This window comes from Staphylococcus sp. ACRSN, assembly GCF_022346615.1.
Lineage (GTDB): Bacteria > Bacillota > Bacilli > Staphylococcales > Staphylococcaceae > Staphylococcus.
On sequence record NZ_JAKRNS010000006.1, the window covers coordinates 15,259 to 29,960 of the forward strand.

At 31.0% G+C, this 14,702-nt stretch carries 10 protein-coding genes and 1 pseudogene; 5 read left to right on the forward strand and 6 right to left on the reverse strand.

What is annotated here, in order from left to right:
- Positions 1–14: 14 nt before the first annotated feature.
- The 3 genes and pseudogenes from MHZ36_RS06975 to MHZ36_RS06985 form a co-directional block, all read right to left on the reverse strand.
- Entirely contained in the window at positions 15–1,415 is a 1,401-nt protein-coding gene (locus MHZ36_RS06975; RefSeq protein ID WP_239230620.1) for an MFS transporter, read from the reverse strand.
- Between the two features lie 435 nt (positions 1,416–1,850).
- Positions 1,851–4,130: a transcriptional regulator AryK gene (gene aryK, locus MHZ36_RS06980; protein ID WP_239230622.1), complete on the reverse strand. Its 2,280-nt coding sequence runs from the start codon at positions 4,128–4,130 to the stop codon at positions 1,851–1,853.
- Positions 4,131–4,256: 126 nt separating this feature from the next.
- Positions 4,257–6,431: pseudogene (locus MHZ36_RS06985) on the reverse strand (MMPL family transporter); the annotation flags it as partial.
- A 163-nt stretch (positions 6,432–6,594) separates the two neighbouring features.
- Here MHZ36_RS06985 and MHZ36_RS06990 point away from each other — a divergent pair.
- Positions 6,595–7,146, forward strand: a complete 552-nt coding sequence (locus MHZ36_RS06990; RefSeq protein WP_239230624.1) for a TetR/AcrR family transcriptional regulator — start codon at positions 6,595–6,597, stop codon at positions 7,144–7,146.
- 454 nt (positions 7,147–7,600) lie between these two features.
- On the opposite strand, the gene pruA is transcribed toward MHZ36_RS06990, so the two are convergent.
- Positions 7,601–9,145 carry an L-glutamate gamma-semialdehyde dehydrogenase gene (gene pruA / locus MHZ36_RS06995; protein WP_239230626.1) on the reverse strand — a complete coding sequence of 515 codons (1,545 nt, stop codon included), beginning with the start codon at positions 9,143–9,145 and terminating at the stop codon, positions 7,601–7,603.
- Between the two features lie 326 nt (positions 9,146–9,471).
- Here pruA and MHZ36_RS07000 point away from each other — a divergent pair, with 326 nt between their 5' ends.
- Together MHZ36_RS07000 and MHZ36_RS07005 are read left to right on the forward strand one after the other, a co-directional pair.
- Entirely contained in the window at positions 9,472–10,542 is a 1,071-nt protein-coding gene (locus MHZ36_RS07000; RefSeq protein ID WP_239230628.1) for an acyltransferase family protein, read from the forward strand.
- Between the two features lie 192 nt (positions 10,543–10,734).
- The gene (locus MHZ36_RS07005) at positions 10,735–11,520 is read left to right on the forward strand and encodes a putative hydro-lyase (RefSeq protein ID WP_239230629.1); all 786 of its coding nucleotides are present in this window, start codon (positions 10,735–10,737) and stop codon (positions 11,518–11,520) included.
- Positions 11,521–11,602: 82 nt separating this feature from the next.
- Here the strand turns inward: MHZ36_RS07005 and MHZ36_RS07010 are convergent, their stop codons facing one another.
- A complete protein-coding gene (locus MHZ36_RS07010; RefSeq protein ID WP_239230631.1) occupies positions 11,603–12,163 on the reverse strand; it encodes a sugar O-acetyltransferase in 561 nt (186 codons plus the stop codon).
- Positions 12,164–12,317: 154 nt separating this feature from the next.
- Positions 12,318–12,560 carry a DUF819 family protein gene (locus tag MHZ36_RS07015; RefSeq protein ID WP_343237206.1) on the reverse strand — a complete coding sequence of 81 codons (243 nt, stop codon included), beginning with the start codon at positions 12,558–12,560 and terminating at the stop codon, positions 12,318–12,320.
- A 252-nt stretch (positions 12,561–12,812) separates the two neighbouring features.
- Here MHZ36_RS07015 and MHZ36_RS07020 point away from each other — a divergent pair, with 252 nt between their 5' ends.
- Both MHZ36_RS07020 and MHZ36_RS07025 read left to right on the forward strand, forming a co-directional pair.
- Positions 12,813–14,234: an SLC13 family permease gene (locus MHZ36_RS07020; RefSeq protein WP_239230633.1), complete on the forward strand. Its 1,422-nt coding sequence runs from the start codon at positions 12,813–12,815 to the stop codon at positions 14,232–14,234.
- Between the two features lie 130 nt (positions 14,235–14,364).
- A complete protein-coding gene (locus MHZ36_RS07025) occupies positions 14,365–14,571 on the forward strand; it encodes a hypothetical protein (RefSeq protein WP_239230635.1) in 207 nt (68 codons plus the stop codon).
- Positions 14,572–14,702: the final 131 nt, after the last annotated feature.

The following is a 14,702-nucleotide window of genomic DNA, read 5'->3' on the forward strand; positions in this document are numbered from 1 at the left end:
ACTTATATATTTAACTACCTTGAAAGATACTGTTTGTTAGCAGTTGGTACAGTTAAACTAATAATTATAAATGAAAGCATAGCCATTATTACATTGAGCCACAGTCCCGCTAACGCTCCAATTTGAATATTTGTTATGCTCGTTACAATACCAAACAATGCACCAGATAATGCAATACCAAATGCACCTCCTAGAGATGAAGCCATTTTATAAATACCAGATGCTACACCCACTTTGTCTTCGGGAGAATTTGAAATCGCCATATCTGTTGAAGGTGTCGCATAAAATCCAAGTCCTAAACCATACAATAAATAACCAACTATACAAATAACTACGTAAAGCATGCTTGGTAAAAATGTGAATGAAATTAAAATAATTCCAATCATATTACATGCTGTTCCTAGGAGCATTGGTTTTTTAGCGCCTACTTTTTGTAACACCTTTTCACCCACACGAATCATAAATAATACTGTAATAAGATACGTTATAGATAACATACCTGTTTGAAATGCGTTGAAACCAAGTCCTTTTTGTACATATGTATTTGCTACCAACAACGCACCAGCAACACCATTAAGCAAGAAGTTAGAAAGCGTAGCACCTGTATATGCTTTATTCTTAAATAGTTTAAAATCAATCAATGGATTATGAATTTTGTATTCAACTTTAATAAAGACAATTGTAGATAATACAAACAATACTGTAAGTGCTATGATCATTGGAGATAGTAATCCAAAGGTAGCACTCTGTGTAATCACGACGTTGATACTTAACATCATAATTACGAATAAAATCAAACCTACAAAGTCAAATTTAGCTGTAAGATTACCTTTAGCTTTTGTTTCTGGTGTTCCTTTGATTAGTAACATTGAAATAAGCGCTATAAGTATCGACAATATATAAATCCATCTCCAACCAATAAAAGTGGAAACCATACCACCAAAAAGTGATGCTAATCCAGAACCACCCCAAGAACCAATAGACCAAAAACTAAGTGCACGTTGCCGCTCTTTCCCTTCATAGTAAGCTTTCATTATTGCAAGCGTTGAGGGCATAATAGCCGCAGCAGATAATCCTTGAATAATTCTACCTATTATCAAAAACAAAGGTATATTCGTAATAATAATCAATAGTGAACCGATTATGCTTAACCATAAACCAACATAAGTAACCCTTACACGGCCAATTTTGTCAGCTAAACTACCTGCTCCAACAACAAACATACCTGAAAACAAAGCAGTAATACTCACTGCTATACTAATCGTTCCAATATTACTATGGAATGATTTTTGTAATTCAGGCACAACATTTAATAATGATTGGGCAAACAACCAAAATGTAACGACGCCTAACACTATACCTAAAATCAACTTATTATTACCTTTAAAGTGTTGTGAATTGACTGTTTCTGACATATCTTTTTCCTCCTATAATATAAAATATCTACAACTAAAATTTGCTATTACATCGTGATATTCATTTGACGTATCATAATTCAAATTCATTATAGGAAAGGCACCTTGATTGATATATATTATTTTTGCTATCAATGATAGTTATTTATTACTATTTTTTATTATTTGAGTTATATGACAAAAATAAATGATTCATTTTTGATCTTTTACCATATGAGTGGACTATCCTGTTGAACTCACATTTGTTTAACTCAACTTTTGTTTAGTTCACCATTATCAGTATCCTAGCATTTCAAACCAATAATTATGTCAGTTAACAATGTATCTAGTTTATTGCGTTACTACAATATCATTTTAATCTTCCTTATTATTTGCTATATATCATGACGCTTAACATATTTTCTGTGTCGAAAATCACATTTTTCCACACATCAGTTATATACTTTCTATATATTTATTAAATTCTATAATTTGTATTGCATTCGTAGTTAATTTTATCTGATAAGTAAAATTTGAATTGATTTTAATTTCACTCACTTTTAACTTAGGATAAGTTACACGATTTACATAATCTATAGTTTCTTTATCCATACCATGTGATGTGTTGTATTGTTGCCAAACTTTATATAATGCACCGTGATTTTTATCTAGTGTAAAATGCTTAACTTTATACTTACCAGATATTACATTATTTAGCTCGATTTGATACTCACTTTTATCAGAATTCCGTTTTTGCTTATTCACTATAAAATATGGGTTGTAGTGTTCAGCATCCCATATAACGATTTGAAAATGCGTTCTTTCCCCCACTACTATGCAGTAATCATTTTGGAATAAAATTCTGCTAAATAATTTTTTATAAAACATAGCTGTGAAAAATGCTGGTCTTTTCCCATCAAATTGATGATAGAGATCAATACCAATCACTTGTGACGGCTTCTGTTCTTTATTGAATGATTGATGTATTTCATAATTCAACCAGTAACCAACACAATCTATCGATTGATTTATTTGTAATAATTGTTCAAAAATAATCCCTGCTCTAAAATACTCACCGTTTGTTAAATTTGTATTACCAGTAAGTGTATTCCAATTCAACAGTGTTAGCGATAATGATTTACCATTAGAATCTATTATCTGCTTTATAAATTGAATTTGCTTACTTATGTAATTTTTTGCAGTATCGAATTGAGTCCCCTCAAGAGATTGAAAATCTATAACATCATTTTGATTAGCGGAAAATGCGATACCATCTATCATTCCTATATAATCCTCAATATAATGCTCTAATTGATTATCTTTAAGAAATGGTAAATTCAAAATAAATCTCACTTCAACAAAATAATCACCAAATAATTGTTTAATTTCTAAGAATTGGTGTTTATGCGCACATTGAATATAAATCGTTAATACTAAACCTTCATGCTTAGTAAAAGCATTACACAAATGAATAACTAATTGTTTTAAATCTTTTAAATAACTTTCAAACCGTACTAAAGATTGAGGTGGCACAAGCTCTATACCTAAACCAATCTTATGCATTAACAAATAATTTAGACTTTCATCAATATGCATATAGGGATGGATGTTCGGTATGTTTTCATCACTTTCCATGTAATCTTGATTAAGACGACCAACTTTTATTGGATCTTTAATCAATATATGATCTATACCAATATGAACTTTAATCTCATTTAATTGCTTTTTATAACGTTCAACAAGTAAGTGTTCTAAACTTCCAATTTGAATGATCTGCTTCATTGGTTCTAATCTCTTATCTAAATGTTCAAGACTTATATTTATTACTTTCTGATTTTCAGATGGTTGATTAATGTGTTCTATATTTTGATTGATAAAAAATGAAAGATAATATAAATATTTTTGATAATTCAATGGCTCTTCTACTTTATCTCCGCTCCTTTTGTGTAATAACTTTTGGGATTTTCTTCTATACATTGAAGGCGTTTGGTCCATATCTTTTTTAAAGTATTTAATTAATGAATTAGAAGTATTAAAACCATTTTTAAATGCAATTTGTGTAACAGTTAATTTCGTATGTAACAAGTCTTCCTTTGCATTCTCTAATCTAATTTGATTGACGTATTGTGTGAATCCGATACCAATTTGTTGTTTAAATTTACGTGATAAATATGAAACACTTACATCAAATTTTTCTGCGATTTGGTATAAAGTTATTGACTCATTATAATTTTGCTCTATATATTCGCATATTGCTAAAATACGCTGATCTGTTTCAATAAGTAATGGCAAGTCTTCTTCAACAGTCGGTATATAACGCCCAATAATAAATAATAAATCAATAATCAGTTGCTCTATATAGAGTTTATGAAATCTTCCTTTTCTAATAAAAATAGTACCTAATTTAGCTATTATATGTATGAGTTGTTGGTATGTTGTTCTTTGTAACCGTTGACGATCCAACACGTAAAATTTCAAAATAGCTTCTGTAAGCAATAATTGAAGATATTTTTTAGGTAGATGGATAGTAATATAATAAGTGGTTTCAAATTCTTTAAACAAATAAACTTCATTATGATTGATTATAAAAATTTCTCCTTTTCTAAATAACAGTGCTTCATAATCTTTTTCTATCATCATACTGCCATGTAACACAAGTCCAATTAATAACCCCTCATTAACCCTCTTACGCAAATGTACTTTTCTATTAAATCCTATGTTGTATTCGTAATTCATAATTCACCTCGTTATCATTTATTTTCAATGACATTAAATGTTTTTTCTATAAAATATATTATTTGTTGAAATTTAGACAAAAAAAAGCCCGACATATAAGTCGGACTGTTTAACAATAAATTTTTAATAATTAGATGGTTTATCTTTTGCTTGTTTGTCTTGTAACGCATGACCTTCGATATCGATATTTGGCATAATACGATTCAACCAACTTGGCACATACCAAGATGCTTTACCAAATAAAGCAGTTAATGCTGGAACTAACATCAATCTCACAATAAACGCATCAAACAACACACCAAATGCTAATGATATTCCCATTGATTTAATCATTACATCTTCTTGGAATACAAAGGCAAAGAATACACTAAACATAATCAATGCAGCAGCTACAATAACTGGACCACTTTCTTTAATACCTACTCTAATAGAATATTTATTTTTACCTGTTTTGCTATATTCTTCATGAATACGAGACATTAAAAATACTTCGTAATCCATAGCTAAACCAAAGAGCAAGCCAATCGCAATTACTGGTAAGAAAGCTAGTAATGGTCCTGTTTCACTCACACCAAATATACTTGATAAAAAACCTTCCTGCATAACTAAAGTTGTAAAACCAAGCGTAGCTGCAAGTGATAATACAAATCCAAGTACAGCTTTTAACGGAATAATAATCGAACGGAATACAACCATTAATAAGATAAATGCAAGTACAACAATGACACCCGCAAAGAGTGGAATTGCATTATTTAGTTTTTGTGACATATCAATATTGATTACACTTTGTCCTGAAACTTCAGTTTTGAAGTCATAATCTTTTTTCGCTGTGTCATTATAATCTCGTAAGTCATGTACTAGATTATTTGTAGATTCTGCATTAGGACCTTTTTCAGGAATAACAGCGATTAATGCATAATCTTTATCTTTAGATAATTGTGGTTGTGTCACTAAATCAACATTTTTCTTATCTTTTAAATCTTTAGACATTTTCTGTAAATCTTGTTGTAATGCTTGTGGATTGTCCTTTTTATCTTTAACATTTACAAGCATTGCAATTTGGCCATTAAATCCTTCACCAAATTTATCTGAGATAATATCATATGCTTTCTTTTGTGTAGAATCAGATGCTTTAACACCATCATCCGGAATACCTAGGCGCATATCTTTAATTGGAATTGCTGCTAAAATCAAAATAATTAAACCTATCAATATAGCTACAAATGCCTTATCAACAACAAATTTCGACCAAAAAGTATCAACATCATTTTTAAATTCTGATTTTACTTTTTTTGGTTTAATTTGCTTATGGAATATACTAATTAATGCTGGCAATAATGTTAATGCACTTAGGACTGCAACTAACACACTAATAGCAGATGCAAATCCCATAACTGCTAAGAAGTCTATGCCAACAAGAGATAAACCACAAACTGCAATAATAACTGTAATACCTGCGAAGATTACTGCGCTACCTGCTGTACCAACAGCAAGACCTACGCCTTTCACATGATTAGTTTCTGTTTTCATAATTTGTCTATATCTAAATAAAATAAATAAAGCATAGTCTATGCCAACTGCTAAACCTATCATAATTGCTAACGTTAACGTGATATTAGGGATATCAAACACATAAGTTAATAATGAAATAACACCTATACCCGTTCCAAGACCAAGAATCGCACTAACAATCGGCATACCTGCTGCGATAAATGAACCAAAAGTAATAAATAATACTACAAAGGCTACAATAATACCAATTGATTCTGATGAACCGCCAATCTCAGTACTTTCCATACCTGTACCCATGCGTTCTACTTGTACATTATGTTTCTTTTCTATTTTATCTATCTTATCCTTTACGTTATCACGAGATGTATCAGATAGATTAGTGGCAGAAACATCATAGTTCACATCAGCAAATGCTGTCGTCTTATCTTTACTGATTTGCTTACTTTCAAACGGATCTGTCACACTTTTAACATCTTTATCATCGTCTTTAATATCATTTAAAGCCGATTTAATATCTTTCGTAACTTGGGGTTTTACAATGCCTTCTTTAGCATCACTTTTTAATACAACTCTAATTTGTGCCTTTTCGCTATCTTGCCCAAATTCATCTTCAATTTTTTTATTTGTATCAAGTGATTTCAAGCCATTCATCGTGATATCATTATCAAATTTGGGTGAATTTAATGTAAGTGGTGTAATGATTGCAGCAAGTACAATCACCCATGCTATAATACTCCACCATTTATGTTTTGCGATAAAAGACCCTAATTTATACAAAAACTTCGCCAAACTATTTGCCTCCCTATTTAATCAACGTTATATTTTAAATATATTGTGTAGATTATCTGTTACTTACATAATCATATTAACATACTAATCATTTTTGATTCTTTTATAAAGAATTAATTATATGCATATGTATATTTAAACTACAAAAAAGGAGAATTGTAGAATGAATGAGAATGATTTACGTGTAATAAAAACTAAACGTGCATTAAGTAAAAGTTTTTACACTTTATTAGAAAGTAAAATGTTTTCTTCTATTTCAGTAAATCAAATATGTGAAAATGCATTGATTCATAGAACTACATTTTACAAACATTTCTATGATAAATATGATTTACTTATTTACTTAATAACGGATTTAACTAAAGATTATTTTTCAATAGATTTAAAGGAACGTATTAATAGTCCATTCAGTACAATGGAACAAACTATCAATAATATTCATGAACTAAAAAAAATTGGAGAATTGCAACAAGGAGATAAAGAATTTGAGCGCACAACTGGCAATCATTTTATTAAAATAATACAAAAAGATATTAAGCAGAATGTACATAGAATTGAAGTTGACGCTTCTATTCCTGAAGATTTAATCTTTTATATTTATGGTTCTAGCTTATTCGGTATTATGGAATGGACTCGTGATAATGAAATGAATTGCTCTGCTCAAACACTGGATGCATACTTTCATAAGTTAATTAATATTAAAATTAAAGAGTAATTTCAGAAAATAAATTAAGATTTCCTAATACACACAGTTAACTTATCATCTATCAAATTAGACAATGATTATGCTTAAACTTAGTTATCACTGTGACTATAAGACAAAAACAAGCATAAAATATAAATAAGTTTTTAAAGAAAATAGCGACTGAGACATACTACCTCTATTTAAAGAATAAATGCTATTTAGTTTAGTGGTATTTATTTATAAGAAAATTGCTTATTTATTTTTCTATTACTGTAAAATCACATATATGTACGAAGTATTTTACTGAAACTTTTGAAGAAGTAATACTAGCAGAAGACCTAGGCTAAGACAACATACGAAGCATGCGAGCTAACAATACGAAGTGCCATAAATAAAAAATCAGTAAATGAATATAAAAACTCATTTACTGATTTTTTTCGTACTTATGTGCCAAATAATTTATCTCTATCTTAACTGATATAAGTTAGAACATTTCTGAAACTACTTTTTGCTCTAAGAAATTCAATAAGTAGTCTGGACTACCTGTCTTCGCATCTGTACCAGACATTTTGAAACCACCAAATGGATGGTAACCAACTACTGCTGAAGTACATCCACGATTTAAGTATAAATTACCTACATCGTATTCTTCTACTGCTTTAATCCAGTGCTCACGATTATTTGTGATAACAGCACCCGTTAAGCCATAGTCAGTATCATTCGCAATTTCAAGTAGTTCTTCAAAATCGTTACCTTTAACGAAGCCAACTACTGGCCCAAATATTTCTTCTTGCATGATTCGATCATTTGATTTCAATCCAGAAATAATGGTAGGTTCCACAAAGTAGCCAGTTGAATCGTCTGCACTGCCACCTTGTTCTAATTTACCTTCTTTACTTCCGATGTCTATATAATTTTTAATCTTGTCGAATTGTTTCTTATTAATTACCGGTCCCATATATGTGTTGTTCTCAGTATTACCAAGTGTTAAGTCTTTTGTTAACTTAACTGCCTTTTCTAATACTTCATCATATACATCTTTGTGTACAATCGCACGCGAACATGCTGAACACTTCTGACCAGAGAAGCCAAACGCTGAAGTAACAATAGCTTCAGCAGCTAAATCTGTATCGATATTTTCGTCGACAACAATAGCGTCTTTACCGCCCATTTCAGCAATCACGCGCTTTAAGAATTGTTGTCCTTCTTGAACTTTAGCAGCTCTTTCAAAAATACGTGTACCGGTTGCACGTGAACCTGTAAATGTTACAAAGTGTGTATGCACGCTATCTACAAGGTAATCACCAATTTCTTTAGGATCACCAGGTACAAAGTTTACGACACCTTTTGGTAAGCCAGCTTCTTCTAAAATTTCTATTAATTTATAGGCAGTTAATGGTGTATCTTCTGCCGGTTTTAACAATACTGTGTTCCCAGCAACAACTGGTGCTAAAGTAGTACCAGCCATAATTGCAAATGGGAAGTTCCATGGTGGAATCGTTACACCAGTACCAATAGGTTTGTAGAAGTAATGATTGTGCTCTCCTTCTCTATCCAATACAGGTTTACCATCTGCTAAATCCATCATAGATCTTGCATAATATTCAATGAAATCAATACCTTCTGCTGCATCGCCAACCGCTTCATCCCATGGTTTACCTGCTTCATAAACCATTATTGCTGAAATTTCTTGTTTGCGACGTCTAATAATTGCAGCAACTCTAATTAAAAATTCTGCACGATCTTTATGTGTCCATTTCTTCCATGATTTATAAGCTTCATTTGCAGCTTCAAACGCTTTATCTACGTCTGCTTTAGTTGCTTTTGAAACTTCTGCAATTACTTCACTAGTATTGGCAGGATTGATAGACTGATACGTGTCATCAGTGAATTTATGTTCTCCATTAATTACTAATGGAATTTTTTGACTTAATTCACCTTTAACTTTTTTTAAAACCTCTTTGAATGCTTCGACATTGCCACCATCAGTGAAGTCAATGCCTGGTTCGTTGTGATAATTAACTACCATTTTTCTACCCCCATGTAAGTTTGTAAATAGAAAACTGAAATGGAAACAATCCATTCTTTTTCATTGTATATGTATCGCACAACAAATGCAATCGCTTACAACCATTTTTGTGAAAATTACTATTATTTCGTCTAATTAGCATAATTTATTGTACTTTGTTATTATATTCCATAATATTTCCATATTTTCATAAATATAAACATCAAAATATTTTTACAATTTGTAAACTTAAATTTACATTCTTATATATATAGCTATGTTACATTGGCATATACGCATTAATTTCTAATCATATAAATAGAGAAACATGAAAGGAAACTTAATAAATGAAAACATATACCTCAGTTATTTTTTGGATGCGGACCATTGCTTGCCTAAGTATCGTGCTTATCCATTCAATAACGACAACATTTAGTAAAATGGATTTTGTTGGACATAGTACAATTGTGCGCTTAATTCAACTATTACTTATGTTTAGCACACCATTATTTGTATTTATTTCTGAATTCTTATTAGCTAAAAATTATCATGTGAAAACCAAACCCGGTTTCTTTAAAAATAAATTAATTTATTTAGGTATACCTTACCTATTTATCAATATTGGTATTTCATTCTTTTACTTTAAACCAAAGCATTTCGAAGATTTTCTACACTATTTAAGTGAAACAATGTTTCATGGTGCTGCAATCACGTACTTTATCGTAATTATTTTCCAATTTTACATATTACACTACTTGTTTTCTAAGTATCTAATAAAATGGAAACCGATTCCTGTTATTGTAGGTGCTACAATTTTCGCAACTGCTTACTGGGCTTTTAGACAATTCTTCCCACAGCCAGACAATCCCATATTAGGGTTGTTTTGGGAACGTGAAGGATGGATGTTATTCTTAGGTTGGATTAGTTACTTCTTACTCGGTTTTTATACAGGCGTATATTATGAAACCTTTATGAAGCGTATTAAACAATACACATGGGCAATCATACTTGGCACATTACTTTCGGTTGTTATACTGATAGGCAATTATTTATTAGGAATCAGTACTTGGGTTGAGTCCAAGCGTTTTGATATTCCTTTTTATGTAACTATGGTTATATTATTGTTTTTCTTATTTTCATCTTATATTAAATATGTACCTAAATTCGTTTTATTTATCAGTAATTACTCTTTTTGTATTTACTTAATCCATTATTTCTTTGTTCATAATTTAGGTTTACTAAGAGAAGATAGTACAATTTTAAACATTTCATTTAATTTCATCATTACAGTAACCGTATCAATTTGCTTAGCTTACTTATTTAATCTATTTAAATTTGGTAAATATATTGTTGGTGGTATTGGCAATTTACAATACGAAAAAGTATATGAAAGCTACCGAAATGGTAAGATGGACTGATCATAGCAATATCAATCACCAAAAAAGCACCTTTATGCCCTCATACGATGACGCACAGGTGCTTTTTTATTATTGTTTTAAACTTAATCTATGTTTCTAATGATACTTCCTTCAAAAGACTTTGTTATTGCAATATTCAATAAAAATTCTGATAAAATATAATTAACTCATTTTAAACAAGGGGCTGTTATTATGGATTTAAACAACACAAAACCAAATATTTTAAGGAAAATGATTAGCAATAATGAACTTATTCAGAATACAAGCGGTATGGCAAAGGGGTATGTACAAGCTAATGTCGTTATATTACCTTCAAAATATGCTTATGACTTTTTAAAATTTTGCTTCAGAAATCCAAAAACTTGTCCACTCTTAGATATCTCTGAACGAGGTAATACAACTTTTCCAATTTATGGAAATAATGCAGATATCAGATCAGAAGTGGGTAAATACCGTGTCTATGAATATGGTCAACTCGTTGATGAACCCAAAAATATATCCCATATATTCAATGATGATATGGTTAGTTTTTTAATAGGTTGCAGTTTTACTTTCGAACATGCATTGTTAGAAGCAGGCATCCCAATTCGACATATAGAAGAAAATCACAATGTTCCTATGTTTGTAACAAATATTGCTGCTCATTCTAGCGGTCAATTCTCGGGGAATATAACTGTTAGTATGCGCCCTATGACAATGACACAAGCGATACAAGCTACAGAAATTACGTCACATTATACAGCTGTCCATGGTACTCCGATTCATATTGGTTCTCCAAATACAATCGGAATCCAAAATATTACCCAACCTGATTTCGGTGAGCCTGTAACGATTAAAGATGGTGAAGTTCCGGTATTTTGGGGATGTGGCGTTACACCACAATCAGTAGCACTTAAAACACGACCAGAATTAATGATTACCCATTCACCTGGACATATGTTTATTACCGATGTGTTAGATAACCAACTTAAAAATTAAAAATATTTATCAATTGTTCTTCTAAATAAAACAAGCAACTTGTCACCGTATCATTAACGGTAACGAGTTGCTTGTTTTATTCTTAATTATTAATTGTTTTTACTGGTTTAGCTGGCGTCCCCATAGCTAATACATTATCTGGAAGATCTTTAGTGACTACACTCCCCGCACTAACCACAGTGCCAGAGCCAATTTTCACACCAGGTAAAACCACGACATTAGCACCTAACCACACGTTATCACCAATTTCAATTGGTAATGCTTGTTCAATGCCACTATTACGTGCTTGTATCTCTAAAGGATGATTTGCAGTATATAATCCGCTATTTGGCCCTATAAATACATTATCACCAATTTGAATTGTAGCACAGTCCATCAAATAACAATTATGATTTATAAAGACTTGTTTCCCTAACTTAACGTTGTAACCATAGTCCACTTGAAATGGGCTCAACAACTCTAATTGTTGTGGTTCATATTGAAATATTTTTTCCAATAATTTCTGACGCTGTTCAACTTCACTTGGTTTTGTATAGTTAAGTTCACAGCATAAATCTTTAACATGAATCCTTTCCTCACCTAATGTTTCATCAAAGTTAGCATCATACCACTCTCCAGCTAACATTTTTTCTTTTTCCATCAAGATAACCCCTCCTTAATATTTTAAAATGGTTTATCGAATTATAAATCAATTAATGATGACTTCTATTTAAAATAACTCAATATACGGCACATCAAATTACCTGTATAGTTGCCTATGACATAACCTAAAGTTCCAATAATCAATTATGGTCTGACTAATTTAATACAAATCTTCCTTTAGCTATTGCTATTGCAGCTATTGTAGAACCACCAGCTGTGGCATTACTCGCTAATAAAATTGCTTCAATTTTAAAGTTAAGCCACATTCCAACCATTAAACTTAATCCTAAATTAACGATCAATATTATCATAACAAATATAAATAACAATGACGCTATTTTAATAATAGTAACAATAGATGCCGGTATTCTGATGACTACAAACAAGATATAAATCAAAATGTTCCTATTTCAAAAACACCAGCTCGTTTTTCAAAGAAGTCACCCCATAGACTACGACACATAAAGTGAGCATTGTTTACTATAAATAAAGATCTTCCCCTTTACTTTAACCAAATGTATCGCCAAAATTTTAAAGTCTTAAAATTTCAAACTCAATTCGTTTTTTAAATTTTCTGAAAATAAATTGTCATACTGCTTCGTTATTGATATTCTTATTTTGAGAATGCTTCAAACAAGGGGGACATAATTATGAAAGAAAAAATTGGTTTGATTCTCGGACCATTATTATTTATCATTTTTTATTTTATTCCAAGTATAACTGGTTTAGACGATGCACCAAGAGCCGTATTGGCCGTTACATTATTTGTAGCAACTTGGTGGATTACTGAAGCAATTCCAATACCAGCAACTTCTTTATTACCATTGTTATTATTACCATTAACCGGTGGCACTGATGAAAAAATAGCTGCAAGTGCTTATGCAGATCCTATTGTATTTATGTATATGGGTGGGTTCATTATTGCATTAGCTATAGAAAAGTGTAATTTACATAAACGTATTGCAATGACGATTATATCAATGATGGGTGCAAATAGTAATCGTATTATTTTAGGAACTATGATTGCTACTGCCTTTATCTCCATGTGGATTTCTAATGCTGCTACAGCACTGATGATGTTACCTATCGCACTTGCGTTGATACAAGAAATTAAAGAAGCTCAATTTTTAAAACCTGAATCAACTCATAAATTTAGTAAAGCACTATTGCTTACAGTTGCTTATTCTGCGTCTATTGGAGGTTTAGCTACTTTAATTGGATCGGTACCAAATGCTGTATTTGCAGCAGTTGCCGCTTCTAGTTTAGACAGAAAAATTTCATTTGCCCAGTGGATGATTTTCGCAGTACCTGTAACTGTTATCTTACTTGTTATTCTATACTTCATGCTCACAAAATGGTTGTTTAAAATTGATGATGCAGAAAAAATATCATCTGACTTCGCTAAAAAAGCATTGCATGATTTAGGTCCAATGCGTCGTGAAGAAAAACTTACCGGCCTCGTATTTTTACTTGTCAGTTTATTATGGATATTCGGTGGACTTATCCCAGATTCTATTCATGTTTCAGATACCGTAATCGCTATTTTAGGAGCTATTCTATTATTTTTAATACCATCTAAAAAACATAAAGGCGGTCTATTGGTATGGGATGATATGTCTAAATTACCATGGGGCATCTTATTACTATTTGGTGGTGGTCTATCGTTAGCTGCTGCTTTCGAAGACTCTGGTTTAACTAAATGGTTTGGCGGTATGCTCAGTGTCGTTAAACCATTACCGATGATATTAATTGTAGTTGTAATCACAACAGGTATCTTATTCTTAACTGAAGTGATGTCAAATACTGCTGTTTCGAATATGCTGATGCCAATAAGCATTGGTTTTGCTGCTGCAATAAGTCAAGATCCATTTATCATCATGGGTATTGTAGCATTATCGTCTACATGTGCATTTATGTTACCAATATCTACACCTCCAAATGCAGCAGTATTTAGTTCTGATGAATTAGACATGAAAGACATGGTTAAAGCAGGATTTATTTTAAATATCTTCGCAATAATTGTCATTTCATTCTTTGCTTATTTTTGGTTACCGATTGCCTTTGGCTTATAAATCATTTTATTTTAGAAATAATTTAATTAATAGGGCTAAGGTATGATGGTATATCTATACTGCGGACGCATGTTAAATTCACTTGAACGCATTATAATAAGTATATAAACTTATTAAAGGAGCATTTATTATGAAGCTATTAATCAAAGGAGCTATTGCTATCTTATTAATTTTAGGTGTTGCTAAGACATTCCAAGATCATGATGTAACAACTGAAGCAACAAACTATTACAATCAAATAAGAGAAGGTGAAGTGCTTCAAAATATTGAAAATATTAATTTCGACTCATTAAAAAATTTAAATTTCGATAACCTTAATCCTTCAGATTTCTTTTAAAGTTTAGATGTATAACATGTTCAAGAGGTTGAATGTAAAGTAACATAGGCCAAAACAAACATCGCATATTTATCGACTTTTATATTCAATGTTTGTAATTCTTTTTCAGCATATTGTTTTATATACTTCAG